At 59.9% G+C, this 26,888-nt stretch carries 31 protein-coding genes and 1 tRNA gene; 16 read left to right on the top strand and 16 right to left on the bottom strand.

The window, feature by feature from the left end; translation table 11 throughout:
- Positions 1-35 precede the first annotated feature (35 nt).
- The 4 genes from pepN to ACQ4WM_RS07660 all read left to right on the top strand — a co-directional run bounded on the left by pepN (position 36) and on the right by ACQ4WM_RS07660 (position 5,095).
- Entirely contained in the window at positions 36-2,690 is a 2,655-nt protein-coding gene (gene pepN, locus ACQ4WM_RS07675) for an aminopeptidase N (RefSeq protein WP_436546073.1), read from the top strand.
- A 128-nt stretch (positions 2,691-2,818) separates the two neighbouring features.
- Positions 2,819-3,820, top strand: a complete 1,002-nt coding sequence (locus ACQ4WM_RS07670; protein ID WP_436546072.1) for a class 1 fructose-bisphosphatase — start codon at positions 2,819-2,821, stop codon at positions 3,818-3,820.
- 83 nt (positions 3,821-3,903) lie between these two features.
- A tRNA-Thr gene (locus ACQ4WM_RS07665) sits at positions 3,904-3,979 on the top strand.
- Positions 3,980-4,132: 153 nt separating this feature from the next.
- A complete protein-coding gene (locus ACQ4WM_RS07660) occupies positions 4,133-5,095 on the top strand; it encodes a tyrosine-type recombinase/integrase (RefSeq protein ID WP_436546071.1) in 963 nt (320 codons plus the stop codon).
- Between the two features lie 42 nt (positions 5,096-5,137).
- Here the strand turns inward: ACQ4WM_RS07660 and ACQ4WM_RS07655 are convergent, their stop codons facing one another.
- From ACQ4WM_RS07655 to ACQ4WM_RS07645, 3 genes are read right to left on the bottom strand one after another with little or no spacing between them, the layout of a single operon-like run.
- Positions 5,138-5,401, bottom strand: coding sequence for a hypothetical protein (locus ACQ4WM_RS07655; RefSeq protein ID WP_436546070.1), 264 nt, complete (start codon positions 5,399-5,401; stop codon positions 5,138-5,140).
- Complete coding sequence (locus ACQ4WM_RS07650) at positions 5,401-5,646, bottom strand: hypothetical protein (protein ID WP_436546069.1); 246 nt, start codon at positions 5,644-5,646, stop codon at positions 5,401-5,403. Before ACQ4WM_RS07650 ends, ACQ4WM_RS07655 begins: the two co-directional genes overlap by 1 nt.
- Positions 5,643-6,830: a hypothetical protein gene (locus tag ACQ4WM_RS07645; protein ID WP_436546068.1), complete on the bottom strand. Its 1,188-nt coding sequence runs from the start codon at positions 6,828-6,830 to the stop codon at positions 5,643-5,645. Before ACQ4WM_RS07645 ends, ACQ4WM_RS07650 begins: the two co-directional genes overlap by 4 nt.
- Positions 6,831-7,021: 191 nt before the next feature.
- On the opposite strand from ACQ4WM_RS07645, the gene ACQ4WM_RS07640 reads away from it, so the two are divergent.
- Positions 7,022-7,720: a hypothetical protein gene (locus tag ACQ4WM_RS07640; protein ID WP_436546067.1), complete on the top strand. Its 699-nt coding sequence runs from the start codon at positions 7,022-7,024 to the stop codon at positions 7,718-7,720.
- 17 nt (positions 7,721-7,737) lie between these two features.
- Here the strand turns inward: ACQ4WM_RS07640 and ACQ4WM_RS07635 are convergent, their stop codons facing one another.
- The 12 genes from ACQ4WM_RS07635 to ACQ4WM_RS07580 form a co-directional block, all read right to left on the bottom strand.
- Positions 7,738-8,532 (bottom strand): PRTRC system ThiF family protein, encoded by a 795-nt coding sequence (locus ACQ4WM_RS07635; RefSeq protein ID WP_436546066.1) that lies wholly within the window; start codon positions 8,530-8,532, stop codon positions 7,738-7,740.
- Between the two features lie 11 nt (positions 8,533-8,543).
- On the bottom strand, positions 8,544-9,335 hold the full coding sequence (locus ACQ4WM_RS07630; RefSeq protein ID WP_436546065.1) for a PRTRC system protein A: 792 nt from the start codon (positions 9,333-9,335) through the stop codon (positions 8,544-8,546).
- 14 nt (positions 9,336-9,349) lie between these two features.
- Positions 9,350-10,099 carry a PRTRC system protein B gene (locus ACQ4WM_RS07625; protein ID WP_436546064.1) on the bottom strand — a complete coding sequence of 250 codons (750 nt, stop codon included), beginning with the start codon at positions 10,097-10,099 and terminating at the stop codon, positions 9,350-9,352.
- Positions 10,096-11,154, bottom strand: coding sequence for a PRTRC system protein F (locus tag ACQ4WM_RS07620; protein ID WP_436546063.1), 1,059 nt, complete (start codon positions 11,152-11,154; stop codon positions 10,096-10,098). The genes ACQ4WM_RS07625 and ACQ4WM_RS07620 overlap by 4 nt, the downstream gene beginning before the upstream one ends.
- Positions 11,151-11,357, bottom strand: coding sequence for a hypothetical protein (locus ACQ4WM_RS07615; RefSeq protein ID WP_436546062.1), 207 nt, complete (start codon positions 11,355-11,357; stop codon positions 11,151-11,153). The genes ACQ4WM_RS07620 and ACQ4WM_RS07615 overlap by 4 nt, the downstream gene beginning before the upstream one ends.
- Positions 11,358-11,359: 2 nt before the next feature.
- Positions 11,360-11,755, bottom strand: coding sequence for a PRTRC system protein C (locus tag ACQ4WM_RS07610; RefSeq protein WP_436546061.1), 396 nt, complete (start codon positions 11,753-11,755; stop codon positions 11,360-11,362).
- A 13-nt stretch (positions 11,756-11,768) separates the two neighbouring features.
- Entirely contained in the window at positions 11,769-12,323 is a 555-nt protein-coding gene (locus tag ACQ4WM_RS07605) for a PRTRC system protein E (protein ID WP_436546060.1), read from the bottom strand.
- Between the two features lie 43 nt (positions 12,324-12,366).
- Positions 12,367-12,555 (bottom strand): hypothetical protein, encoded by a 189-nt coding sequence (locus ACQ4WM_RS07600; protein ID WP_436546059.1) that lies wholly within the window; start codon positions 12,553-12,555, stop codon positions 12,367-12,369.
- 252 nt (positions 12,556-12,807) lie between these two features.
- Positions 12,808-13,158 carry a hypothetical protein gene (locus ACQ4WM_RS07595; protein WP_436546058.1) on the bottom strand — a complete coding sequence of 117 codons (351 nt, stop codon included), beginning with the start codon at positions 13,156-13,158 and terminating at the stop codon, positions 12,808-12,810.
- Positions 13,155-13,496, bottom strand: coding sequence for a hypothetical protein (locus ACQ4WM_RS07590; protein ID WP_436546057.1), 342 nt, complete (start codon positions 13,494-13,496; stop codon positions 13,155-13,157). The genes ACQ4WM_RS07595 and ACQ4WM_RS07590 overlap by 4 nt, the downstream gene beginning before the upstream one ends.
- Positions 13,497-13,768: 272 nt before the next feature.
- Positions 13,769-14,428, bottom strand: coding sequence for a hypothetical protein (locus ACQ4WM_RS07585; protein ID WP_436546056.1), 660 nt, complete (start codon positions 14,426-14,428; stop codon positions 13,769-13,771).
- Entirely contained in the window at positions 14,409-15,173 is a 765-nt protein-coding gene (locus ACQ4WM_RS07580; protein ID WP_436546055.1) for an XRE family transcriptional regulator, read from the bottom strand. Before ACQ4WM_RS07580 ends, ACQ4WM_RS07585 begins: the two co-directional genes overlap by 20 nt.
- Before the next feature lie 340 nt (positions 15,174-15,513).
- Between ACQ4WM_RS07580 and ACQ4WM_RS07575 the strand changes: the two genes are divergently transcribed.
- Positions 15,514-16,122 carry a toxin YdaT family protein gene (locus ACQ4WM_RS07575; protein WP_436546054.1) on the top strand — a complete coding sequence of 203 codons (609 nt, stop codon included), beginning with the start codon at positions 15,514-15,516 and terminating at the stop codon, positions 16,120-16,122.
- Between the two features lie 98 nt (positions 16,123-16,220).
- Here the strand turns inward: ACQ4WM_RS07575 and ACQ4WM_RS07570 are convergent, their stop codons facing one another.
- Positions 16,221-16,712, bottom strand: a complete 492-nt coding sequence (locus ACQ4WM_RS07570; protein ID WP_436546053.1) for a hypothetical protein — start codon at positions 16,710-16,712, stop codon at positions 16,221-16,223.
- Positions 16,713-16,746: 34 nt separating this feature from the next.
- On the opposite strand from ACQ4WM_RS07570, the gene ACQ4WM_RS07565 reads away from it, so the two are divergent.
- The 10 genes from ACQ4WM_RS07565 to ACQ4WM_RS07520 all read left to right on the top strand — a co-directional run bounded on the left by ACQ4WM_RS07565 (position 16,747) and on the right by ACQ4WM_RS07520 (position 26,864).
- Positions 16,747-17,424, top strand: a complete 678-nt coding sequence (locus ACQ4WM_RS07565) for a hypothetical protein (RefSeq protein WP_436546052.1) — start codon at positions 16,747-16,749, stop codon at positions 17,422-17,424.
- Between the two features lie 8 nt (positions 17,425-17,432).
- Complete coding sequence (locus tag ACQ4WM_RS07560) at positions 17,433-18,377, top strand: YdaU family protein (protein ID WP_436546051.1); 945 nt, start codon at positions 17,433-17,435, stop codon at positions 18,375-18,377.
- Positions 18,316-19,044 carry a hypothetical protein gene (locus ACQ4WM_RS07555; protein ID WP_436546050.1) on the top strand — a complete coding sequence of 243 codons (729 nt, stop codon included), beginning with the start codon at positions 18,316-18,318 and terminating at the stop codon, positions 19,042-19,044. The genes ACQ4WM_RS07560 and ACQ4WM_RS07555 overlap by 62 nt, the downstream gene beginning before the upstream one ends.
- Positions 19,041-19,793 (top strand): hypothetical protein, encoded by a 753-nt coding sequence (locus tag ACQ4WM_RS07550; protein ID WP_436546049.1) that lies wholly within the window; start codon positions 19,041-19,043, stop codon positions 19,791-19,793. Before ACQ4WM_RS07555 ends, ACQ4WM_RS07550 begins: the two co-directional genes overlap by 4 nt.
- A 213-nt stretch (positions 19,794-20,006) precedes the next feature.
- On the top strand, positions 20,007-20,516 hold the full coding sequence (locus tag ACQ4WM_RS07545; RefSeq protein WP_436546048.1) for a terminase small subunit: 510 nt from the start codon (positions 20,007-20,009) through the stop codon (positions 20,514-20,516).
- Complete coding sequence (locus ACQ4WM_RS07540) at positions 20,513-22,582, top strand: phage terminase large subunit family protein (protein ID WP_436546047.1); 2,070 nt, start codon at positions 20,513-20,515, stop codon at positions 22,580-22,582. Before ACQ4WM_RS07545 ends, ACQ4WM_RS07540 begins: the two co-directional genes overlap by 4 nt.
- Entirely contained in the window at positions 22,579-22,863 is a 285-nt protein-coding gene (locus tag ACQ4WM_RS07535; RefSeq protein ID WP_436546046.1) for a Mor transcription activator family protein, read from the top strand. Before ACQ4WM_RS07540 ends, ACQ4WM_RS07535 begins: the two co-directional genes overlap by 4 nt.
- Positions 22,864-22,949: 86 nt before the next feature.
- Positions 22,950-23,183, top strand: coding sequence for a DUF6148 family protein (locus ACQ4WM_RS07530; RefSeq protein WP_436546045.1), 234 nt, complete (start codon positions 22,950-22,952; stop codon positions 23,181-23,183).
- A complete protein-coding gene (locus tag ACQ4WM_RS07525) occupies positions 23,183-24,715 on the top strand; it encodes a phage portal protein (RefSeq protein WP_436546044.1) in 1,533 nt (510 codons plus the stop codon). The genes ACQ4WM_RS07530 and ACQ4WM_RS07525 overlap by 1 nt, the downstream gene beginning before the upstream one ends.
- A gap of 79 nt (positions 24,716-24,794) precedes the next feature.
- Positions 24,795-26,864 (top strand): ClpP-like prohead protease/major capsid protein fusion protein, encoded by a 2,070-nt coding sequence (locus ACQ4WM_RS07520; RefSeq protein WP_436546043.1) that lies wholly within the window; start codon positions 24,795-24,797, stop codon positions 26,862-26,864.
- Positions 26,865-26,888: the final 24 nt, after the last annotated feature.

Raw genomic sequence — 26,888 nt, 5'->3', positions numbered from 1 at the left:
AAATAGGTTTTTGCCTCCGCTCCCACTCCATCCCTATGCGCACAGACAGCCCTCAGACGATTTACCGCCAGGACTACACGCCGCCCAGCTATCTGGTCGACACCGTGGAACTGGGTTTCGATCTCGATCCCGCCCGCACCGTAGTGGCGAGCCGGATCCGCATGCGCCATAACCCCGACAGCAGCAGCCGCAGCATTGAACTGCACGGCGAGCATATCAAGCTGGTACAAGTGCGCCTGAATGGCAAGGTGCTCAAGCCGTCGCAATACCAGCTGACGGCCGGCATGCTGACGATACCGAAGGCGCCCGACGAGGTCGAGCTCGATATCGAAACCATCCTCGCGCCGCAGGACAATACCTCGCTGTCCGGCCTGTATGTGTCGAACCATAATTTCTTCACCCAGTGCGAGGCCGAGGGTTTCCGCCGCATTACCTTTTTTCCGGACCGCCCGGACGTGATGGCGAAATACACCGTCATGCTGCGCGCCGACAAGGAAGAGTATCCGGTGCTGCTGTCGAATGGCAACCTGATCGAAGAGGGCGACCTGGGTGACGGCCGCCATTATGCCAAGTGGGAAGACCCGTTCAAGAAGCCGTCCTACCTGTTCGCACTGGTCGCCGCGCGCCTGGTGTGCCAGGAAGAGCGCTACACGCTCAAATCGGGTCGCGAAGTGCTGCTGCAGGTATGGGTCGAAGATGGCAATCTCGATAAAACCGACTACGCCATGCAGTCGCTGAAAAACTCGATACGCTGGGACGAAGAGCGCTTCGGCCTGGAACTGGACCTGGACCGCTTCATGATCGTCGCCGTCGGCGACTTCAATATGGGCGCGATGGAAAACAAGGGCCTGAACATTTTCAACACCAAGTATGTGCTGGCCAACTCGCGCGTCGCCACCGACGTCGATTACGCCGGCATCGAAGCGGTGGTAGGCCACGAATACTTCCACAACTGGACCGGCAACCGCGTCACGTGCCGCGACTGGTTCCAGCTGTCGCTGAAAGAAGGCCTGACCGTGTTCCGCGACCAGGAATTCTCGGCCGACATGATCGGCACCGATACGGGCCGCGCCGTCACCCGCATCGACCAGGTGCGCACGCTGCGCCAGGCACAGTTCCCCGAAGACGCGGGCCCGATGGCGCACCCGGTGCGTCCCGACTCTTTTGTGGAAATCAATAACTTCTACACCGTCACTATCTACGAAAAAGGCGCCGAAGTGGTGCGCATGTACCAGACCCTGGTGGGCCGCGAGGGCTTTCGCAAGGGCATGGACCTGTATTTCGAACGCCACGATGGCCAGGCGGTGCAGTGCGACGACTTCCGCGCCGCCATGGCCGACGCCAATGGCCGCGACTTTACCCAGTTCGAGCGCTGGTACAGCCAGGCCGGCACGCCCATCGTGCATGCCGAAACACGCTACGACGCCGCCGGCAAAACGTTCGAGCTGACCCTGCGCCAAAGCTGCCCGGCCACGCCCGGCCAGGCCGAAAAACTGCCGTTCCATATTCCCGTTACTGTGGGCCTGTTGGGCGCCGATGGCCGCGACCTGCCTTTGCAGCTGCAAGGCGGTGAAGTGATCACCGGCACCAGCGCCGTGCTGGAACTGACCGAAGGCTGGCAGACCTTCCGCTTCATCAATGTGGAAGAGCTGCCCGTGCCCTCGCTGCTGCGCGACTTTTCCGCGCCGGTGGTGCTGGAATACGCCTACACCGACGCCGAACTGCTGCACCTGTTCCGCCACGACAGCGACCCTGTCAACCGCTGGGAAGCAGGCCAGCGCCTGGCCATGGCGCGCCTGTTGACACTGACTGCTCAGGTGGCCGCTGGCGAAGAGCTGGCGCTGGACGACACCTTTATCGAAGCGCAGCGCGTCTTGCTGGCTGACGAGACGCTGGACCCGGCCTTCCGCGAGCTGGCCCTGATCCTGCCATCGGAAACCATTATCGCCGAGCGCATGGTGCAGGTCGATCCGCAAGCGATCCACAAGGCGCGCCAGTTCATGCGCCGCACGATTGCCGCTGCGCTGAAACCCGAACTTCTGGCGCAATACCATGCGAACCAGACGCCGGGCGACTACAGCCCCGACGCTTTGTCTGCCGGCAAGCGCGCGCTGAAAAACCTGGCGCTCGCCTACCTCTTGATCGCACCGGAGGCGGACGAGCTGGCGCTGGCGCAACAGCAGTTCGACCGCGCCGGCAACATGACCGACCGCGCTGCCGCGCTCGGTGCGCTGATCCATTCCGGCACGCAGCAAGCATCGCAAGCGGCCCTGGCAAGTTTCTACACCGACTTCCAGGGCGAGGCGCTGGTGGTCGACAAATGGTTCGCCATGCAGGCCGCCGCACCGACTACCGACCTGGCGGCCGTGCGCCAGTTGATGATGCATCCGGCCTTCAACCTGAAGAACCCGAACCGCGCGCGCAGCCTGATCTTCAATTTCACCAACGGCAACCCGTCGCAGTTCCACGCACCCGACGGCAGCGGCTACGCCTACTGGGCCGAGCAGGTGATCGCGCTCGACGCCCTGAACCCGCAAGTGGCGGCCCGCCTGGCCCGTTCGATGGACCGCTGGCGCCGCTACCTGCCGGCGCTGCAAACCCATATGCGCGCCGCGCTGGAGCAGGTGGCAGGGCAGGCCAGCCTGTCGAACGACGTGATGGAAGTCGTTTCCAAGGCATTGGCCAATTAATTCAGGGGTCAGACCCGCCGGGGTAATACGTCCCAATGGGGCGTATTACGATCGTGAAGCGACTGACCCCAGCTTTTTGCTGTTGGGTTGGGCCAGAAAAAAATAAACACCAAAACAAAAGGGAAGTTATGAAACGCATCAGTCTTACGCAATACCTGGTTGAAGAACAGCGCTCGAACAACAGCATCCCGGCCGAGCTGCGCCTGTTGATCGAAGTCGTCGCGCGCGCCTGCAAGACCATCAGCCACGCCGTCGGCAAGGGCGCGCTGGGCGAAGTGCTGGGTACGGCCGACACGGAAAACGTGCAGGGCGAAGTACAGAAAAAACTCGACATCATCTCCAACGAGATCCTGCTCGAAGCGAACGAATGGGGCGGCCACCTGGCGGCGATGGCGTCGGAAGAAATGGAATCGATCCACCCGATCCCGAACCGCTATCCGATGGGCGAATACATGCTGCTGTTCGACCCGCTGGACGGCTCGTCGAACATCGACGTCAACGTCTCGATCGGCACCATTTTCTCGGTGCTGAAAGCGCCGGAAGGCATGGGCCAGCCTACCGAGCAGGACTTCATGCAGGCCGGCACCAAACAGGTCGCCGCCGGCTACGCCGTGTACGGCCCGCAAACCATGCTGGTGCTGACTTTCGGCAATGGCGTGAACTGCTTCACCCTGGACCGCGAAATGGGGTCGTGGGTACTGACGCAAAGCAATATCCAGATCCCGCCGACCACCAAGGAGTTCGCCATCAATATGTCGAACGCCCGCCACTGGCATCCGCCGGTGCAGCGCTACGTCAACGAACTGCTGGCCGGCGACACCGGCCCGCGCGGCACCAACTTCAATATGCGCTGGATCGCCTCGATGGTCGCCGACGTGCACCGTATCCTGAACCGCGGCGGCATCTTCATGTACCCGGCCGACCTGCGCGACACCTCCATGCCCGGCAAGCTGCGCCTGATGTACGAAGCGAACCCGATGGCCTTTATCGTCGAACAGGCCGGCGGCGCCGCCACCGACGGCCAGCAGCGCATCATGGACATCGTCCCGCACAAGCTGCACCAGCGCGTACCGGTCTACCTGGGCTCGAAAGACGAAGTCGCCCGCGTGACCGCCTACCACCAGGAGTAAGCAGCCGCTTTCCCCACACTGCACAAAAAAGTTCGTGTTGACACTAGCAAATTTTGTGCATTGTTTGTAGAATGTGGGTCTTCGCCGCTTTAGCTCAGTTGGTAGAGCAGTTCATTCGTAATGAAAAGGTCGCCAGTTCGATTCCGGCAAGCGGCACCAAGATACATCCCGGCATGTTCCGGCAAAAACCGCCTTACCCTGTTTTCATAGAGGGAAGGCGGTTTTTTTATGTCTGTCGATTTTGCAAGCACCGGCGTTTTCCTGCATTATCCTGCTACCATGTGGCAGAAAATGGCATAGGAAATGGCATAAATGGCGGCACCAAGAAAATTAGGCGCGAAGTGGATTCACCGGGTTCAGGTCGACGGCAAGCGCGTGTCAGGTACGTTCGACACCAAGGCGGCAGCGCTGGCCTGGGAAGCCGAGCAGCGTGTTACCACGCCTAAGGGCAAGGCCGGCCTGACCAAGACCTGCGCCGACGCGTTTGAAAAGTACGAGCTGGAGGTGTCGAAGACCAAGCGCGGGTACCGGTGGGAAGCGCTGCGCCTGGCCGCCATGGCCGAGACCGACCTCGGCAAGGTGAAGATGGCCGACGTCAGTACCACCCACGTTGCGGCTTGGCGAGATCAGCGCCTGCGCCAGGTGGCGCCAGGGTCGGTGACGCGTGAGATGAACCTGCTCTCGCACGTGTTCTCCGTGGCGCGCAAGGAATGGAAGTGGATTACCGAGAGCCCCACCACCGACGTGGCCAGGCCGAAATCGCCGCCGGCGCGTAACCGGCTAATCTCGCAAAAAGAAATTGAGGCAATTTGTGTAGCCCTTAGCTGGCGGCACGACATCGTCGGCGTAGCCCCCACCACGAAGCAGCAGCGGATCGCCTTGGCGTTCCTGTTCGCGATCGAGACAGCAATGCGTGCCGGCGAGATATGCTCGCTGCAGGCGGCCGACGTCACTGGCCGGGTGGCCAGGCTGCACATGACAAAAAATGGATTGCCACGCGACGTTCCGCTAACGGCTCGCGCTCTGGAAATTTGGGAGATGGTGCCGGAAGGCTTTGGCGTGACGTCGGCCACGCTCGACGCCATGTTCCGAAAAGCGAAGGAGAAAGCCGGCATCGAGGGGATGACCTTCCACGATACCCGGCACGAGGCGATCACCCGGCTGGCGAAAAAATTGCACGTGCTGGACCTGGCCAGGATGGTGGGGCATTCGGATATTCGGCAACTGCAAACTTACTACAATGAGACGGCCGCCGACATCGCGGCCCGCCTGTAATCGCTCACTGCTTGCAAACAGGGTGGTCGACTCGCATTGTATTCATGACTGGTGTTTCTCCGTCCAGGCAATGACCTCGCGCGCCTTGTACAGAGCCTGGGCGCGGCCCTTGACTGGCAAGCGAATCGGTTTTGGGAATGTTGGCAGGCATACGATGTCGCTGTAGACGCGATCCTGCGAACGGTGCAGATAGGCCGCGATGTCTTTGGTGTCCCACAGGGCGATCGAGATCGGCTGTGTCGGCGTCAGTACAGGCACTGTGGCCAGCCGTTCCAATATTTTTTCCAGTATTTGTTCTGCGCTCATTATTCAGTCCTTTTCGTTCTATCGGTTTTGCCGGCGTCGATCATTGCCGCGACCTTGACCACGCAAGCGCCGACATCGGGTTCGAAGCAGGGGCCGCCCCAGAATTCGGTAATTCCGATCGTACCGACGCATTTGGTTTCAAAGTCGATATCCATTCCGTGTTTTTTTGCCAGTGGCACCCAGCGCGCCGCACTGATTGCTTTTGGCGTGGGCTTGGGGGCGAAGATATCGGGAGAGCGGCTCATGATTGCACCGCTTTATTCGCCTCGGCCAGCGTATGCGCCGCCTTGAGATCGGCTTCGGCGGCCGTGCGCCAGTCGTCACCGTGCTCGAGCGCCAGGCGCAGGAAGCGGTCGAGCACGAAAGCCTGTTCGTCCTCGCATTTTGTGCGGATCTCGGCGCCTGCAGCGCGGTACACATGGGCAATGGGGCCGGTGCGGAAATTCGGCAGGCTCAGCACGTCGGCGAGCGCTGTCGTCATCGTGGCGGGGTAGCGCAAAGTGTTTTCTTCATTCGGCAGAGCGGCCACGGGCTGCGCCGGGGCGGCTGCGAGGGCGGCGTGGGTTTTCCAGCCGCGAGTAAAGCCAGTGCGCTCAGCTATGGCACGTAGATTTACTGACGCATGCGGGCTGTCGGGAACGGGATAGGCCGCGTTGCGCGCATCTTCCAGGGCCGCGCGCTCATCTTTTACTAGTTGGGGCAGCGGCGAATGCTTCGGCTTTGCCGCCTGCTTGGCGCGGATGGCCTCGACCTTCGTCCAGATCCTGGCCAGTTCTAATTCGCCGGCGGCGTGCATGTCCAGGCCTTGGGCCAAGCACAGCGCGGCCAGCGTGACCATGACGCCGCCCACTTCCTGCGTGCGCTCGCCAACAGGCCGGCCGAAGACGTAGTCGACCAGCTGGTGCGCCTCTCTTGCCGTGCAGCCGCATGATTGCACCAGCTCCAGCGATTCTTCGAGGAAGCGGTGATTGCGCTCGGCGCGGTCAGCCGGAATTTCCGGGCCGAAGGTGGCCAGCAACCAAGGTTGTACGCGGACCTGGAATGAATCGGTGGGCGCCGGCGCCGCCTCGGCCTGCGCTGACAGAATCGGCGCCGCCGCCAGCATGGCCCGATATGCGGGCGCCATCGTGGCCAGCATACCGGCGAGCGCGTCGACTGTTGTGCCTGCGGCCATATCCATCTGCATCAGGACGATCGGCGCGGCCAGGCGCGCCAGTGCGATATCGGCCGGGCTGGCGGTCGGCCAGATTGCCACTGCGGCACCTGCGATAATTTCCGGTGTCGGCTCAAGCGGCACGAGCTTGTAACCTTTGGGCATGGCCAGCTGGGCGGCGGCCATAAAAAAGGCGGCGGCCTCGGTGTGTTTTGGTGCGTTCGCGCCTGGAGCATGGAGGTCACGCAGGCGGCAAAATTCGTGGTAGATAATCACAGGTATATCCTTTAATTCAAGTTATGTATGGTCGTTTTCTTGTTGATGAGTTATAAAGAACAATGGCAGATTGCAATTCCTTCAAGATGCCTTCACCATTTAGGCTTAGCCCAGCACTTTTTCGGTGCCGTATTGCAGCGGTATTTTTTACTTTCAATTTATTTCATCATAATCAAGCATGGAGTTTAATAATGATCTGGTTAATTAGACTGGCTCGACTTTTATTTGTAATTTTTATTATTTTGGTTGCACGCTATTATTTTCTGAATTTTTTAGAGCCATATGATTTTCATTTCGACATTAAGCCTTCAATAAAATGGATGGATGCCAATCCCAACTTGTCAGGTTGGGCGCAGTTCTTTGGCGCTACTGCGGCTATTCTTCTTGCAATTGCTATTCCTGCCTGGCAGCGCCATGGCCAAAATTTAGATAGATGGAGGGATGCGCAGGACGCCAATGCTTCCTTAGCTCTGCTCTCCTTTTACCTTTTAAGTGAAGTTCAAAACCATCTCAATGGTTATTTACAAACTGGCGACATGCCAAGGAAGTATGTCCGAAGAGATATTGAAACCGCTGACTTACTGCAGCGGATTCATGCTCTTGAAATTCGAGAAAATAACCAAGATCGTATTACACGCTTATTTCGTGCTCGAGGAGCTATCCACCAGACTGCTTCATCGTTGAATTTGCCGTTTGCACAAAATGATCCCTTAGCCAATGAGGAAAAGCAGCTACTTCGTGAACGTATCTCTACAATGGAAAAATTCATTAAGGAAGCTGCAGAAGCGAATACCAAGGCAATTCATGCACGTGCACGCGCAAATCTATGGCTGCTACCGCGTGCTATTCATCCGGTACTCCTTTTTATAATTACAGGGAAAATCCGATAGATTTATGTGGTCCGCGCTTATGGCATCACCCGCACCCGCAGCTCTTCCGCCTCGGCCGCTTCCGGTACCGGCGCCGGCTCCTTCACCAGTAGCGGCCGCATGCTGCCGGTGCGCAGGTTGACGAACGCGCCGTGCCACGTCAGGCGGCCGTGGCGGAAGAATTCCCACAGGATCGACAGCGCCGGCGTGACAACGGCCTGGTTGATGAATAATTCCTGGCGTTCCAGCGCCTGGGCCAGGCCGCAGCTGGGGGTGTCGTCCTCGATGGCCGTCAGGTCGACCAGTTCGGGCAGCACGCGGTACGGATCTGGCAGGCGCGTGCTGCCGGGCGGCACCACCACGCGCAGGTCAAAGCCGTAAGGCTCGCCGAACAGCACCTGGCCATCGGCCGCCCGGTTGCCCATGTCCATGATGTAGGCGGCGCGGGTTTCGCCGTAGCTGCGCATGATTTCGTGGCGCGACTTGGCGCTGTCGACGCAGCAGATCAGGATATCGGGCTGTACCTTGGCTGTATCCCAGCGGCCGAAATGCGCCTGCCATTCCAGGCCGAAGAAGGCATTGATGCGGTTGACCAGCACGTGCGCCTTGCTCGATCCGACGTCGAAGGCGCCGAACATCTGGCGGCCCATGTTGGCCTCGCTGACGGTGTCCGGATCGAAGGCGCACACTTGCAGGCCGGGGTGGCCCAGCGCGCACAGCGCGTGGTTGAGGCGGGCCAGGCCTGTAAGCATCTGGGAACCGTTGCCACCACAGCCGATCAGGGCGATGGTGACAACTCGGTCCAGGAAGCGGGCCGGGGTGATATGTGGCATGTGGATGGCTCCTAAGCGGTGGCGGGTGCGGCTTCGAAAATCTTGGCGGCCGGAACTGTTATCGGAATAAACAAGCCCAGCAGGCACAGCCGGAACGCCACCGTCGGTACCGGCTGGTCCAGGTTGCCGAACACGCCCGAGATTTTCACGGCGCCGGCGTCATCCTGGTTGTCGGTGTCGCTGAAGAATGCCGCCGCCTGGCCATGGCTGTGCAGGTCAATCGCCAGGTGCTCGCGCTCGGCCAGTAGCACCTGCTGAAACTGGATGTGGCCGGTGGTCGGATCGCCGATTGGCAGCGGGTAGCGGATGGCCCATTCGCCCGTTTCATCGTTCCAGATCAGGCTGGCCGCACTCTCGATCGGAGACTTGAGGCGCGCGATCTCGCCGAAGGCGCGCAGCTCCTCGATCGAACTGCCGATCTTGCCGAAGCCGAATTCCACCTTGGGCTCGATAGCGCCATACGGCATGCACACCGACGTCTGAGCGGCCAACTGGTGGATCACGTGCAGCCAGGGCCGGCGCACCTCCAGGTACATGCCGTCGCGCGCCATCAGGAAACGGTGGCCACTTTGCTCCAGCGGCTGAAATTCGCTATGCATCGGTACCACGGCCACCGGCGCGGCGCGCACCAGGGCGACGTCCAGTGCCAGCTTGTCAGGATCGACGGCCTCCTCGTCCACGGCCAGCAGCAGCGGGCGCTCTTCCCGGATCGCCTGCTCGGTATGCGCGAGGAAGGTGGCAAACGACTGCTTGGTGATGTCCAGCAGTTCATCGAATTTCATGGTGATTTCTTGGCCGTTCATATGTTTCCTTTTAATTAATCGTCGTTGTGGGAATGGGTGATGCGCTTGATTACCGTGCGCAGCGTTTCTTTTGCCGGCGCCAGCGCGCGCTGCATGGCGGCGGCATCGGGGTTGGCCAGCTGGCTGGCCCAAAGTGCGGTAAGGCCACCCTTGCCGCGCACGGCCCTGGGTTTCTGGCGGTTGGTATGGGTAAAGTGGCTGCGAAAAAATGCCGTTTCATACCCTGCCATCGCCTCGGCGCCCAGGTTGTCGGGGATTTGAACGTTGCCCGTGCAGATCCGGCCGCTGTCGTTGACATTGAAGTGAGGCGCGTTATACAGCGGGGTATCAGCCGTCGGCCGCGCAGATTCTCGTAGCGCGAACACATGCCAGCCACCCTGGCCAGCGACAAAGATCAGGGCCGGGTGCGCTGCCGAGCCGTGGACGTTGCCGATTTCTGGCAATGTCGTTTTGAACCAGGTCATGCGTATTGCAGCCGGGACCCACCACGCCATTAAATTCGGTGAGGTATAAAGCAGGTTCTCTGGAACGAACCCGGCGTGCGCCGTTTGGGTGTGGATGGCTGCGGCAAAGTCGATCAGGTCCGCGCGCTGCATCGGTGCCCCGGCTCCAATGACGCGACGAGTGGGATTGCTGGCGTCGATATCGATCGGGTGGGTGCTGGCATACACGTGGTTGTAGCCGCCCGACGACTGATACAGCAGGATTGCGCGCGTCAGGTGCAGGGTTGCATCGGCGCTGGAAACGATATCAACGGTCTTCAAAATGGTTCCCCTACAAGATTGAGCAGGCGTTCGGTGGCCTGGGCCAGCCGCATGATGTTTTCGGTACGTGTTTTGTAGGCCAAAATGCCCGCGTGGCTGGGCTCGACAGGTGCGGCGTCGATAAATTCGGTGTACTCCCCCGAATTGCCGATGTCATCCAGGTGATTATCAATAACGTGGACGGCTTCGCTGTCCTGGCGCCACAGCAGGACAGCGCAGCTATCGATGCTGTCGCAACCGGCCTGATGGGAGCCAACCTGATGCGATTTCACCGTGAAGCCGGGTGCGCTGGCGACCGCTGAAATTGCATCGCATGCTGCAACCACGGCCAGCTCGAAGTCGCTTTTCGCGGCGCGCCGGATTTTCTTGCGCGATAAAACACGCGCTGGCGTGGTCACCCAAGCTGGGGTGTCGCGGTAAAATTCGGCCATGGTAGTGACATGCCCGCTGGCGAGAACCTCTTGGATAGTCTCGAAACCGCCTTCGACGCGCGCGTTTTCCAGTAGTTCCTCGTCACAGGTCGCATCCTGCCAAAGCCAATTCTGGGCGATATCTTCGGTAAACCACAGATCGAACGCTGTGGGCAGGTGGAAGATGGCATCGCGCAGCAGCGCCATCACCGTCTGGCCAAAGCCGGGCAAGGTGTTTTCCAGTTGCGTGATGCGCTGGTGCAGCTCAAAACGCGGGATCTCCGTTTTCTGATCGCGCGTCAGGCAAAACCACAGATGGCCTGCCAGTTCCGGGTGCGTGCCAGCCCAGTCATTCAGTTCCTGTATGTGCAGGTTCCAGTGGAAAATGCTTGAAATTGATTGATATTGCAGCGAATTCCACCAAGTGCTCAGGCCCTCTATGCACAAGGCCCGCTCGTCCGGCCCGCGAAACACGTCGACCAGCGGCATATTCGGGCGAGGCTGCAGCATCGCGTCGGTGATGATGTTGGCCTCAATCAGTGCGATGGCCAGCGGCTGGTCGATACGGCTGGACTGGCGCAGCGTCAGCGCTGCCGGAATAGCGGCATGCATGGACGGCAGCGCGAGTGTTCCGGCCGAAATCATGGCAGCACCATATGGGCAGTGGACGGCGCCAGCATGCGCTGGACGCGTTCCGGATTGCGATAGCGCTTGATAACCACCGTGGCAATGCGCCGCGCCAGCGGATCGGTCGCGTCGGCCAGGCTGACAGTGCTGTCGGGCGCATGCCCGTCACGCAGCGTGCCTACCGTGCGCAGGCGCTCGATTGCAGTTTTGCGCGTCAACATGATCAGGCCGCCACGTTGCAGTGTTTGCCGTGCAGTTCGGCCAGGCGCACGCGCGCATCGTGGTCGATGAACGTCACTTCGTTGCGGCCCACGGCGGCCTGCAATTCCTTGATGAATTCGGCGTCTTCGCTGTCGAGCCAGTTGGCGTGCAGCAGCGCGCCGACGTCGCGGATCAGGCTGGTCAGTTCGCAGCCCTTGGTGCCGACAGCGCGGCGGAAGACGTAGACCGACTTGGCGCCCAGCTGCTCGGGGCCTTCGATGTCGGCGCTGATGATTTCCGGGTACACGGTGGAGTAGAAGTCGCGCACCTGCTCCAGGGTGAACGTGCTGTTCGGGTCGGGCAGCACCACGCTGTTGTAGCGGAATTCGCGGATCAGTTTTTCGATTTGCAAGGCCATGGCAGTAGCTTTCTTAGAACAGGTCGAGGGTTACCGTATCGACGGCGGCGGTGATGGCGGCGTTGCCGGCAGGCGGCAGCGTGACTTCTTCGGGCTCTTCGGCATCGGCGCCACCAGCTGGCGGCGCGGCGGCTGCACCAGCGACATTGCCGGCCGGCGGCGTGTTGTCTTGCTGGCCGGCCTTGTCGGTGGCGCCCGTCGAGCCTTCGCCACCTGGTGCTGCGCCTTCGTTCTTTTTCGGCCGGCCCGGGCCTGCGCGCCTGGCGGGCGGTTCCTTCGGCGCGGCTTTGCTGCTGGCGGGCGCGCCGCCTTCAGCGCCGGCGGCGTTCGCGGCCTCGACCTGCTGCTGCAGCGTCAGTTTCGGCGCCTGCCAACTGGCGATCGCGGCGGCGAAACCGTCGTCCAGTTCGGCCGGGCTGGCGATCAGCGACAGCGGCTGCAGCTTGTGGGCCTTGGTCTTGTCGCCGGCCTGGGTCGGGGTGATGCTGACGCGCAGATCGTCGCCCTCGGCGGCGACGACGATCATCAGGGTCGCGCTTTGGGCGAGCGCGTGCAATGCTGTAAACATGGCGTGCTTTCTGTGGTTGGTGGAGAGGTGGGTACTGCTCGAATTAATCGTTGTCGTTCGCTTGCATTTTTTTCGGATCGAACCGGTCGCGGCGCTTCATGTGGCGGCGCGCCACCGCGTACAGCGTTGCGCGCAGGCCGGGAACCTTCAGCAGCTCGTCGAGCGGCCTGGTGGTGCGCAGCCGGGCGTAGGCAATTTCCAGCGCGGCGCGGTCGGGTTCGATCTTGGTCATGTCAGAATCCGTTTCGATAGACGTGCAGGGCACGGCGTGCGGCGACGTAGATGCCGGCGCCGCGGCGGCGGTAAAAATTGAACAGGTTGAAAATGGTGCGCATGCCGGGCTTTCAGCGAGGTTTCGCGGTAATGACACACGGGCCGAAGAGGTCGATGGCGGCCATGATCACGGCGGCGCAGTCGGTGCCAAGGGCTGGATACGTGACCAGCGGCCTAGTGCCACGCTGCACGGTGACGGTGAAGGCGCGCATCATGCGTCCACCTCGCCGAGCAGCATGCGCATGCGGTGCATGGTGTCGGGCGACACGGCGCCGCTCAGTTCGTAGTCGGCGCTGGCTGCGCGCAGCGCGCCCACCAGGTCGCCGGACAGCGCCATGCGCATCGCTGAGCGGCGCGTCGAGCCCAGGCCCTGCTGGGCGATCGTGACCACTGCGGTTTTTTCACCTTGATCGTTGGTCAGGCTGTAGGTGTCGCCGACGGCGTGGCGCTGCGCGAAATTGCTCAGCACCAGGCGCACGCCGCGCGCGCGGGTGCTGGGCGTTGAAACGACATGGGCAATCGCTTTCGCGGCACGGCCGGCGGTGATGGTGGCGGTTTTCATTTGAGTCCCAGCGCTTCAGCGGCGCGCAGCACCTGGTGGCATTCCGCGGCGCGCGTCATGCCGCCACTGGCGCCCATGAAGCCGGCTTCGTACAGGTTGGTGCTGGCGACGCGCTTTTGCGGGGCGGTCATGTTGTTCGTCATTTCGGAAATGACGGCGCGGGCCGCGAGCAGTTCGTGGTACAGATCGGCGGCGATCTTCTTCAGGGCGGCTTGGTCTTCGGGCTGCTGCGGCTCGGCGTTGGCCTCAGCCGCACGGCGGCAAATGGCGCAGTTCCACAAACGGATGTGCACGTGGGTGCTGTCGGGGGTGGGTGCGGCTTCGGTATGCTGTGCCATGTGGCCTCCATCGGTGGATGTTGCTGTTCGATGGAAATAAGTATAGGCATTCCGATACACTGAGTCAATCGGTATTCCGATATTTTTTAACGAACGGAGGTTCGTGTTGCTAGTAGTGTCAAATTAATATGCGAGGCATCAGTTTTTGGCGTGGGTCAAAACTGAAGAGTTGCAATATGGAAAGCCTTATTGGCTAGATAGATGGGTAATTCGCTAAGATGGACGGAAAGGCCGATGGCCGAGCTGGCCGCTCGGCACTTCCCAGGGTTGAGCTATTGCAAGTCCATCTTGATGCGCTCAGCTGCCGCATCCATATTTCTCAGGGTTTCATCAATGCGAACGTTCGCTGACCTAGCACTGTCTGATTGCATAGGTGCTATCGAGGCCATTGCTAATCTCCAGGCGGAATAAAAATCTTTGATCTTTTCAGATAATTTATCAGTGTGGCCTGGTCTCGACATTAAGATAGAGAACGATTCATTTACGCCAACTTGAAATTTATTCTTGTTAGTAAGAACCTGCGAGACATCGGTGGTTTGAGAGTTGGCCAGCCAATTTTTCCATTGAAGGGCAGAAATAGCTAAGTTTGATTGGGCATCTCGAATAAAAAGAAGAGCTGATTTTTTAAACTCAATCTCATTATTTAAATTATCATCAGAAGTTGCTGGTAAGCTCTCAGTATATTTTAATTTAACAAGATCGGTTTTATTCTTCGCATCGTAACATGTTAGACGCTGTTTATCTTGCTTTATTGTTGAGCAATTGTTTTGTGAGAAAGCAGGGAGTGAAATCCCTATAAGCGAAATCGCTATTAGTGTTTTTTTCATTAATTGCAATTGTTGTGGCATCCAAGCGTGCCAAGTCGCTACTTCGCCTTTAATCTTATGCGCTACGCCTAGGGCAATGCGAGAACTAGAAATGGTCACCTTCACGGCGCACAATGCGCCCCACTACAATGCATTCGGCGCCTTTGCACATCCTTCTGTAATATTTCCGCTGATCTGGATTATCTGACATTAGCCACCACTCTCCGATATCTCTTGAGACTCGCTTTACAACGGCCTCGCCATCGTAATTAATTGCGAAGACTCCATTATCAGTTAGTTTTTTGTCGGCTAAATTAATTACTACGGTGTCACCCTCGTAGAAAGTCGGCTCCATGCTTTCCCCCTGAACTTGTATTGAAATCAATTTTTCAGGGTCGTACCCCTTGCGTTGAATCCATTTTCGGGGGACGCCAGTTGAGCCACTATCGGACCAATTGATTTCAGTTTGGAACCCTGTTACTCCAGCCTGTAAACGTAGTTTCACATGAGGTATCTGGAAAAAATCGGATGGTCTGTCCTCGACTAAGAAGACGGGCATTGTGCCGCGTAATTCTGCAGGTGAATTCGCTAGATTTGAATCACCCCGCCCCGTTTCAAGCCACAATGCACTTACACCCAACGCATGCGCCAGTGTGGCAATGTTGGTTGTGCCTATCGACGCCCCTGTCTCAAGTTCTGAGAGGGCGCCTTGAGACATGCCAACTTTGCTACAAAGTTGTTTTTGAGTCAGCCCGGCGTTTTTTCGGGCCTCTCGGATTCTGCTTCCTATAGACATTCCTATATTTTGACGCGCATTAGCATCGGTATTCCGATTGACTTTAAAAATCGGAGTTCCTATAATCGAGGGCATGAACATACCTTTTACTCTTTCCGGGTTGCGAGGGATCGGCTTAACCCAGTCTCAGATTGCCGCAAGAATCCCATGCAGTCAGCCGACCGTAAGTGACATGCATGCTGGAAAAGCTGGCACTGTGCGGCCCTCATACAAAATTGTTACTGGGCTTGAGCGGCTAGCTAAGGAATGCGGCGTACCTACTGAGCCCAGTGTGGTGGCGACTGATGAGCCTAGTGATGTTGTCAGCTACACATCTGTCGATGCTCCAAGTGTCAACAGAGTCTTCTAAGTTATGCCTGAGCTTTATTGAAATATTGTTCATGCCGCCACAGTAAATTACCCAAAGGAAAAAGTCATGCGGAACGATTCGCACAAAACCCTGATCGGCATCCTACGCGAGCACCTAAGCGCCTGGCGCAAAGACGTCGGCCTGTCGAGCTACAGCGCGATCAGCGTAATCGTCCAGGCACATGACGAGGTCGGCGGGCCTTCCGCCACCGGCATCCGCTTCGAGCCGCATCCGGACGAATACCAGCGCACCAAAAACAACGGCGACCGCGTGCTGCGCTGGCTCGATGACGAGTCGAAGGAAAACAACTTGTTGCCGGCCAATTTCGTGCTGTCGGTGCTGGCCGGCCTGCCACCTGCCGAGCGCATGGATTGCCTGAACGAGCTGCTGCACCGGTTTGGCCTGTGCGTGCGCTCCCTCGAAACTGCCGAAGAAACCGGCCTCGGCGTGGCCGACATATGCGCAATGGCCAGCGCTGACGCGGATGCACTGGCCGCCGTCGCCAACGCGATCGCCCAGCCGACGCAGGCCAACCTGGACCTGGCCCTGAGCCGCACCGCGCGCGCCCACGAACGCAAGGCGCGCATTGTGCGCATGCTCGAAGGTGCCAAGCGCGGCCTGAGCCGGACCAGGGCGGTGATCGACAAGGTGCTGCACCCGTCGCGCCAGAACTAAACCGAGTTTCAGCCGCCGGCTCAAGAGGCCGGCATTTTTGCGTCTAAATAGTTACTCATGAGAAATTGATTATGACTGAGCAAGAATCTTTCGCACGCCTACCAGCGCGGAACGATATCAACGCGACGGGGCGCAACATTGGCTTCACGGACCGTGTCGGACGCAATCCTGCCGTGGACATGGCAATGCCAGTACAACGGGTTTTTCCCATCCGCCTGCAAAAACGTTTTTACGCCACCGGCCGCGCAATTAGCGCAAATATCTATCGGATTTTTTCCGGCTTGCACCGGTGCCTTGCTGCGCATGGTGATGCCACCTCGAATCGTCTGGTGAAGTTCGTACTGGTCAAAGTCGCTCATCTTTTTTTCAAGTGCGCGCAGCCGTTCTTTGAGATCACGTTCGCTCTGGGACAACGAAAACTGCTGATCCTGGAGCGCGAGACACTGGCTTTGAACGTCAATCATGCGGTCGTTCATGTCGCTGATGACTTTGTCAATTAGCCGGTCGTCACGCGCCGCCAGCGCGCCCTTGGCGGTATCCATCGCGAGCTTGAGTGCCGCGATGGCGCCATTCAGCGAAGGTAATTCCATGTGTGTTTCTTTCTTTTTTAAAGGAATTTTGATTATGAACCAGCAAGAACAAGATGAACAAGCGGCAAAAGATAACTTGCGATGTGCCGAGATACGCCTGCGTGAACTCCAGCTGGCCCGTGTAAGGGGTGGTGCTGTCAGCAGCACCAAGGCCGCGATCACCCAAGGATTGCCTGTCACGAACGACGCCATCACCGACCTGATACGGCTGGGCATATCTGGCCCGCATGATGGCGTGGTATCGGTGTTTTCTTGCATCACCAACACCGAGTTATTGCTGCCAGTAGCCGATATTGGCCTGTTGACGACGCAGCTGCGGGAGCGTAACGCAACTGCTGTCTCCGCGCCGCGCATCAGGCCTGGCGAAGACCTGCCGAAGGCGGAAATGCACAAATACAGCGGTGCTTCGCATCCGATTGCCGGCTGCACACTGGTGCTGCGCTTCGGTACCGACAGCTGGGACGCCATGAGCTATGCGCCCGGCTACAAGCCAGTAGGTCAGGAAGGAATGATCAGCAATTTCTTTTCACGCCCGCTGGGTTCCACAGGTATCGCCGTCGATTCGTTTATCCGAAACGGCGGCAGCTGGAAGACCGACCTTTTGCGGATGGTGCTGGCTGAACGTGATTGGCGTGAAACGGCCGATGTGGTGGAAGAAATTGGCAAAGCAGCCGACGAAGCCAACCAAGCCAAAGCAGTCGAACAGGCCTGACTCGCTCGATGAATTATTACCCGCACCATATCGGCGACTTCAACACCCGCACGTTGCATCTGTCGCGCCTGGAGCGCGGCATTTACCGCGATATGCGCGATTTGTACTTTGACAAGGAAGCGCCACTGCTGGCCGACAAGGGCCGGCTGTTCCGCCTGCTGCGCATCACCACGCCTGAAGAGATCGAGGCGGCCAACGCCGTGCTGGATGACTTCTTCGTGCTGACCGACGCCGGCTGGGAAGACGCCGCGTGCGCCGCCGATATTCAGGCTTATTACGACAGCCTGGAGGCGGCCAGCGCCGGCGGGAAGGCGACCAAGAAAAAGCGCGAAGAGGCGGCGCGGCTGGCCGCTGAACTCGCGGCGGCCTCGCAAAGCACATTGGATTTTGTGGAACAGCAGCACGCCGAAAGTGCGCGCGCTGTGCCCGCACAGTGCGCGCACAGCGCGGGCACTGTGCGCGAGGGTGCTAACCAAAACCAAAACCAAAACCAAAACCAAAACCAAAACCAGAACCAACCCCCAGCAACGCCAACACTAAGCGTAGAGCGCGCGGGCGGGGCAACGGCGGTCGATCTCAGCATCGCGTTTCGCAAGGCAGGCGTGCAGACGCAGGCATCCGACCCCCGGCTGCTGACGCTGGCCGAGCAAGGTGTCAGCGTCGAGACGGTGCTGGCGGCATGCGCCGAGGGGAAAAAATCGAAACCGAATGGCGGCGTCAGCCTCGGCTACGTGGTGGGCATCCTGCAACGCTGGGCAGGCGAGGCCAAGGTCATCCAGGTGGCCGGGGCGTTGCCGCCAGCACGGGCAGCACCAGGCGGGCCAGCAGCAGTACGGGATCAGGCACGGCAGGAAACACTTGATGGATTGACAGGAATCGGACAGCGAACCCATGAACGAGCAAACAATATTATCGACATCACCCCTGGACGAACAGCCGCTGGCGTGGCCTGAGAACGCCATACCGGAACGCTGGATCATCGCATTGTTCAATAAAATGAAGTTCAGCTATGGCGTTAAATTCGCCGACCAGTGGCGCGGAATCGATACGGAAGGCATCAAGCGCCACTGGGCGCAAAAGCTGTTCGTGCTGACCACAGCCGAGCTGACGCGTGGTGTCGAGCGGCTCGATAGCCGGGCCTGGCCACCGACGTTGCCGGAATTCCTGGCGCTGTGCAGGCCACCCATCGAGCCCTCGGTGGCCTTCCATGAAGCGCTTGAGCAAGGCGCACTGCGCACCAGGGGTGAGCCAAACGTGTGGTCGTCGCCGGCCGTGTTCTGGGCCTGGCGCAAGCTGGGCGCCTACGAATGCGCACGCAGCACCTATGCCGTGTTGCGGCCACGCTGGGAGGCAGCGCTTGCGGCCGAGCTGGAGCGAGACGAGATCGAGCCTATCCCAGCACAGGACCCGGTTGCATTGCCCGCGCCTGGCACGTCGGTGACGCCGAGCCGCAAGGCACAGCAAATGATCGGTGCCTTCAAGCTCAAGAGCCTGGGCGACGCCGCCCACGGCGACGGCAAGCGCTGGGCAGGGCGCATCATGGAGCGCAAGAAGGCGGGCGCGATTTTCAGCATCTTCGTGATCGAATGCGCCGAGCGCACGCTGGGAGTACGCGCATGACCGTCAACGTGGGCCCGGCCATCCAGCAGCTGACAGCGTTCACCGCCGCAGGCAAGAAGCAGATCACCTTCGCCACGCGCGTGGCGCTGACGCGCACGGCCCAGCTGGCCAGCGCGAACCTCAAGCACGAGATGCGCGACATCTTCCGCAGCCCAACGCCGTACACGCTGTCCAGCCTGTTCGTGCGGCCGGCCACTGCCAAGCGCCTGGAGGCTGAGGTCAAACTGAAAGACTTTGCGGCCAAAGCGACGCCAGCGGCCACCTACCTGGCGCCGCAGATCAAGGGCGGCACGCGGCCGATGAAGCGCTTCGAGCGCGCCATGCAGTCGGTGGGTGCGCTGCCGCCTGGCTACCGCATCGTGCCGGGCGCGGGCGCCAAGCTCGACAGCTACGGCAACATGAACCGGGGCCAGATCGTGCAGATCCTGGCCTATTTCCGCTCGTTCCCCGAGGCTGGCTACAAGGCCAACATGACGGCCCAGGGCCGTGCCAAGCTGGCTTTGGGCAACAAGAAGCGCGCGGGCTTTCGCTACTTCGTTGGCCGGCCCGGCGACCGCGCGCCGCTGGGCGTGTACCAGAGCATGCGTGGCGGCGGCCCGGGTTCGCTGAAGCCCGTGATGGTCTTCGTGCGCTGGGCGCTGTACCACAAGAACTTCGACTTCACCTACGTGGTCGAGAAGACGGTCGAGAAGGAGTTTGACGGCCAGTTCAAGCGCGCCTTCGCCGAGGCGATGAGGACGGCACGATAATGAGAATCAATATCACTTACCAACATCGCTATGTGGAAATATTGCATTTAATGCATGTATTGTCGGAAGGTAATAATTCCATAGAAGAAATGTTTCAATCGAGCAATATTTCTCAAAGGTACTCCCCAGCCTCCCCTCGCAAGGGTAATTCGAACCCCCGTTTTTCGCTAGTCACGGGGTATCTGCAAGGGGGTTGTGTTGTCTGATTTGTCTATGACGATGACACAAGCCGCCTTCGGCGCGCTGGTGGGCGTAAGCCAGCAGGCGGTCGGCAATCTGGTCGGGCGCGGCATTCTCGATTCGAGCATGTCCGGCCAGCAGATGCTACACGCCTACTGCTCGCATTTGCGCGAAACAGCGGCCGGCCGGTCGGCCGGTGGCGATCTCGACCTGGTCGCCGAGCGCGCCATGCTGGCCAAGGTGCAGCGCGAGCGCATCGAGATGCAAAACGGCGTCACGCGCGGCGAGCTGGCGCCGGTGGTGCTGATCGAGGAAGTGCTGTCGAAAGCCGGCGCGCGTATCGGCGGCCTGTTCGACGCTATCCCGGGCGCGGTCAAGCGGCGCGTGCCGTCGCTGTCGTCTGACGAGATCGGCAATATCGAAAAAGAGATCGCAAAGGTGCGCAACATCGTGGCCAACATCTCGCTGGCCGACCTGCGCGACGACGAAGAGGAAGACGGTGCTGCCGCTGAGCACCAGGTGATCGAGGACCAGGACGAATGAGCGATCTGGCCGAAGTCCTCAACTGGCGCTCGCCTGAACTGTCCGCTTGCCTGACGCGCGGTCTGGGCACGTTCGGCGTACCCGAACCAATGACGCTGGACGAATGGGCTGCCAAGCACTTTTACCTGTCGAAAGAGTCGTCCTACGTCGAGCAGGCCTGGGAGGCGTGGCCCTTCCAGCGCGCCATCATGGCGTGTATCAGCAACAACGATATCCGCGAAGTCGATTTCATGAAGTCGGCCCGCGTCGGCTACACCAAGATGCTGCTGGCGGCGATCGCCTATTTCATTGAGCACAAGCGCCGCAACCAAGCACTGTGGCAGCCCACCGACGGCGACAGCGACGAATTCGTGAAGACTGAGTTGGAGACCATGCTGCGCGACGTGAAAGTCATGCGCAAGGCCTTCCCGTCGCACATGTCCCGCAACAAGGACAACACCCTGCTGCAAAAGAAATTCCTGGGCTGCCTGCTGCACACGCGTGGCGGCAAGGCCGCGCGCAGCTACCGCCGCATCTCGGTCGACAACGCGCTGCTTGATGAGCTCGACGCCTTCGACAGCGACATCGAAAAGGAAGGCGATCCGATTACCCTGGCGGCCAAGCGCGTCGAAGGCGCCACGTTTCCGAAGCTGGTGGCCGGCTCCACCCCGGGCCTGAAAGGCTTTTCGCTGATCGAGGCGCGCTTCATCCTGGCCGACGCGCGCTTCCAGTTCGCCATCCCGTGCCCCGACTGTGGCGATTTTCATGCGCTGACATGGGGCGGCAAGGACGAGACGCACGGTTTCAAATGGCTGGACAACGATCCGGACAGCGTGCGCCACCTGTGCCCGCACTGCGGTTCGATGATCGACCAAGGCCAGTACCTTGCGGCAGCACCGGCCGGCCGCTGGCAAAATGAAGACGCCAGCGTCACGATCGACCACGCCGGCGTGTTCCGCAATGCCAGTGGCGCCGTCATCAGCGCGCTGCGCCATATCGCATTCCACGTCTGGACCGCCTACAGCCCGCTGGTCACCTGGGCCACGCTGGTGCGCGAATTTATCAATGCGCACAACAAGGCGCAGGAAGGCGACATCACCTCGCTGAAAACCTTCACCAACACCACCCTGGGCCGCACTTGGGAACTCGACGTCGAGAAAACCGACTCCGAGCAGCTGAAGCAGCGCGCCGAGCCCTACAAGCTGGGTTCAGTGCCACACGGCTGCGTGCGCCTGCTGGCCGGCGCCGACACCCAGCCGAACCGTATCGAAATTTATGTGTGGGGTTACGGGCGCGGGTGCGAGAAATGGTTGATTGATTTCCGAATTTGTTACGGCAATCCTGATCAGGATGAAGTGTGGGCCGACGTCGCCGAATATCTGTTCGAGACCAAGTTCCGCCACGCCAGCGGCCAGGAACTGAAAATCCACGGCACCGCGATCGACAGCGGCGGCCACAACACGCATGCCGTCTACGCGTTTTGCGCCGCAAATGCCGCGCGCCGCGTGTTTGCCGTCAAGGGCCGCAGCGGCAAGGAAAAGCACATCAAGGACGGCGCCACCAAGGTCGACATCGACTGGCGCGGCCGCATCCGCAAGCACGGTGCCCTGCTGTGGCAGGTGGGCACCAACCTGGCCAAGGATTTAATTTACGGCCGCCTGCAGATCACCAGGCCTGGGCCCGGCTATATCCATTTTTCGAAGGAGCTGCCCGATGAATTTTTCAAACAGATGGCTGGTGAGATCCGCGCTGAGCGAATTACCGCCAGTGGAACGGAATCGCGCTGGTCGGCGATCCGCAAACGCGTCGAGGCCTGGGATTGCACCGTCTATGCCGTATGGCTGGAAACGCATTTCGAGCTGGCGAAGAAAACGGCGAAATGGTGGGACCAATTGGAGGAAGAAGTGCAGCCATCGATGGCGGATTTATTCGCCGAGCCTTTGAGCATTACCGAACCGGCCGAGCCCACCCGCGCGGTCGAGACACAAAAAATTACGGCGCCGGCGAAACCGGCGGCGCCCACACAACAGCGAGGCGCTAGCCGCTTTGCTTCAGATAGCTGGTCCAATAGGGGATTTAAAAGATGACAACGTATTACCACAGAAAAGATATCGTCGCGCACATGCTGCATGAGCTGCGCGAAGTCCTCGGCGCCGCAGTCATTACGACGGACGTGCACCGCACGCTCGAATCAAAGCTGCGCATCGAATGGGGTGGTCAGGATGTGTACGTCAAGAAAACCGGCAATATCGCCGACGAGCGTGCCAAGGCGATCCGCGATCAATACAACATGTGTAACCGCCGCGAGTTGATGGAGGAATATGGCCTGAGCCGCGGCCATTTCTACAAAATCCTGAAAGGCGGTTGATACGCGCTAGTGAAATACAGTCTCATTTTTCCCTAGAAATGAGACTCCCCCGCCGCTACCGTTGGGCCTTCATTTGAAGGAACCCAATGACCACAGCTACCGACATGCTTGCCAAGTACCTTGCCGCTGAAGCGGCAGTACTGGAAGGGAAAGAAGTTTCCCTCGGCGATCGCAAACTTCGTATGGAAGACCTCTCCAGCATCACGGCAGGCCGCAAGGATTGGGAGCGCCGTGTTCAGCAGGAAGACGCGACAGCAGCCAATGCGCCGACCATCGGCGGCCTGACTTATTCGCTTGCGAGCTTTCGGGGGCGACACTAATGGCCCCGCGTACAGAAATTCCATTTAATTTTTTCGATCGTGTCGTCGCGTACATTTCACCGGCGACGGGCTTGCGCCGCATGCAGGCGCGCCGCGTGCTGAGCCAGTATGAGGCAGCCAAGCCCTCGCGTCTGCGCAAAATGACCAAGGATGCGCTGTCGCCGAATGCGGTGGTGCAGCACGGCGCCACCACCCTGCGCGCGCTGGCCCGCAACCTGGTCGAAAACCACGACCTGGCGCGCGGTGCGCTGGGCGTGCTGGTCAACAACGTCATCGGCCCGAACGGCATCGGCATCGAGCCACAGCCGCGCCGCATGGATGGCACTATCCACGAAGAATATGCCAAGGCGCTGCGCGAAGCGTACCGGGACTGGCAGCTTATTCCCGAGGTCACGCATCGCCACCATTTCAGCAAGGTACAGCGGCTGGTGGCCAGCACCTGGTTGCGCGACGGCGAGTGCTTTTCTCAGCGCCTGATCGGTCCCGTTTCCGGCCTGGATCATGGCACGCGCGTGCCGTACTCGCTCGAACTGATCGAGGCCGACCTCATCCCCATGGATTACCACGATATCGGCAAGAATATCCAGCAGGGTATCGAACGCAATGCCTGGGGCCGACCCACCGGCTATTACACATACAAGGAATTTCCGAACGGCGGCATCTGGAGCAAGCACGCCACCGAAATGAAGCGCATCGACGTCTCGCGCATGCACCATATCGCCATGGTCGACCGCATCGGGCAAATGCGCGGCGTCTCCGTCTTTGCCAGTGTCATCACGCGCTTGGAAGACATCAAGGATTACGAAGAAAGCGAACGAATCGCTGCCAAAGTAGCCGCCTCGCTGACCGCCTACGTCAAAAAAGGCGACGCCAGCCTATATGGCAACCCACATGATGGAAGTGCAGCTGCCGTAGGCGCGGCGCGCGAGCTTGGCATGGCGCCGGGCATGGTCATCGACAGCCTGCTGCCTGGCGAGGAGATCGGCATGATCGACTCTAACCGGCCGAATCCAAACTTGATCACCTTCCGCCAGGGCCAGCTGCGCGCCGTCGCCGCTGGCATCCAGGCAAGTTATTCCAGCGTCGCGCGCGATTACACCGGCACCTATTCCGGCCAGCGCCAGGAGCTGGTCGAGCAATGGATCAATTACGCCGTGCTGACAGACGAATTTGTCGGGCAATACCTGCAGCCGACTTGGATTGACTTCGTCGCCGTGGCCCACTTGTCCGGCGTGGTGCGTATCCCCAAGGACGTCGACCCGGCCACCGTGGACGATGCCCTGTTCGTGGGCCAGTCCATGCCCTGGATCGACCCGCTCAAGGAAGCATTGGCCTGGCACGCGCTGGTGCAGGACGGCTTTGCCAGCGAAGTGGAAGTCATCCGCAAACGCGGCGCCAATCCGCGCGACGTACAGGAGCAGATCGCGGCACACCGCCAGGCCGCCAAGGATAAAGGCCTGGTATTCAAGTCGGACTATGCCAATGAACAGAAAACCCCGCAGCCGGTACCGGCCGACGCCAATTTGGAATAAGTGCAAAAACAGTCTCATTTTTCCCTAGAAATGAGACTCCGTAAAAAAGACACTGTCTGCTCTGAACAAGGAAAACAGCATGCCACCTCCAAACACGGCACCGAACCAAGCCGCAAGCTGGTACACCATCCGCCCCAGCGCTCGGGCCGGTGCAGCGGTATCGGCATCCTCGGCTGAAATTCTGATTTACGGCGATATCGGCGAGAGCTGGTATGGCGACACCATCACGGCGTCCAATTTTGTGCGTGACGTGGCCGCGCTTGATGTCGACCACTTGACAGTGCGTATCAACAGCTACGGCGGCTCGGTCACCGATGGCATTGCGATCCATAACGCGATCAAACGCCACAAAGCGCATGTCACCACGATTATTGACAGCATCGCCGCCTCGATCGCCAGCCTGATTGCGGTTGCCGGCGATACCGTGCAGATGGCGGAAAACGCCGCCATGATGATCCATGCGCCATGGGGCTGGACCGAAGGCAACAGCGTGGCCATGCGTGAGTACGCCGACATGCTCGACACTTGGTCCGAGGCCATGGCTACCAGCTACGCCAGCAAGACCGGCGGCGACCGTGCGGAAATCCTTGCCTTGCTGACGGACGGCAAAGACCACTGGTACACCGCCGAGCAAGCGCTGGCCGCCAACTTGGTCGACGCCACCATTTCGGCGTTGCCTATTGCCGCATCGGCCAGCCTGGCACTGTCAGTCAAAGCACGGTTCGATTCTTTTGTTTTACCGCAAACCCAAGCGGCTGCCGCCGCACCTACCCAAACGATTACCACCAAGGAGCAACCCGCCATGCCACCACCACTCGACCCGAACGCTGCTGCAACAATCGCCGCAGGCCCAGTATTGACGCCTGCCCAAATCGCAACCGCTGCGCTTGTGGCTGACAAAGCGCGGCGTACCGATATTGGTGCGTCGTTTGCGAAATTCGGCCACGTAGCTGGTGTCACCGAGCTGCAGGCCGCCTGCGCCGACGACCACGCCTGCAGCCCCGAACAGGCCGGCATCAAGCTGCTGGCGCACCTGGCGCAAGGCGCTGGTCCTGTGGCCGGCACGCACATTGTCACCGTTGAAGATTCGCGCGACAAGTTCCGCGCCGGTGCCGCAGCGTCGATCATGGCGCGCGGCAAGCTGGCCAAGGACGAGACCAACAACAATTATCGCGGCTTCACGCTGCTCGATATTGCCCGTGAAAGCCTGGTGCATGCGGGCGTCAAAACCACCGGCATGGACAAAATGGGCTTGATCGCTGCAGCCTTTACCCATACTGGCAGCGATTTCCCGCTGTTGCTGGCCAATGTCGCCAATAAGGCGATGCTGAAGGGCTATGAAGAAGCCGAAGAAACGTTCCAGTTGTGGACCGCGAAAGGCACGCTGACCGACTTCAAGCCCGGCAAGCGCGTCGACCTGAACATGTTCCCGGCGCTCGCCCAGGTACAGGATGGCGGTGAATATACCTATGCCACCATCGGTGAGCGTGGTGAAACGGTGCAACTGGCCACCTTCGGCAAGATGTTCAGCATCACGCGCCAGGGCATCATCAATGATGACATCGACGCGTTTTCCAAGATCCCGCAGCGCATGGGCCGCGCCGCCATCCGTACCATCGGCGACCTGGTGTACGCGATCCTGACCAGCAATCCGCCAATGTCCGACGGCATCCCGCTGTTCCACGCAGACCATAAAAATCTGCTGGCGGCGGCCGGCATCAGCACGGCCGGTGTCGATGCGATGCGAGTCGGCATGGGCTTGCAAAAACAAGGTGAATCCACGCTCGGCCTGCGCATGGCGCATCTGCTGGTGCCACTGGCGCTGGAAGGTACGGCCAGCGTGGTGCGCGACAGCGAATATGAAGTCGGCGCGGCCAGCAAGAACAACACCACGCCGAACTCCGTGCGCAACACCTTCGACGTCATCTCCGAGGCGCGCCTGGATGCCAACTCGTCCACCGCATGGTACGGCACCGCCAACGCCGCGCTGCATGACACCGTCGAGGTGAGCTACCTGGACGGCAACGAAGCGCCGACGCTGGAACAGCAAAACGGCTGGCATGTCGATGGCGTCGAATTCAAGGTGCGCATCGACGCCGGCGTGAAAGCGTTGGACTACCGCACGATGGTCAAAAATCCCGGCCAATAAGCCGCCACCCTGATACGTGCCGCT

The sequence above is a fragment of the Janthinobacterium longum genome (assembly GCF_051380735.1).
Classification (GTDB): domain Bacteria; phylum Pseudomonadota; class Gammaproteobacteria; order Burkholderiales; family Burkholderiaceae_D; genus Janthinobacterium.
Note: the sequence above shows the minus strand (reverse complement) of the source record. Positions and strands in the feature narration are given on the sequence as shown.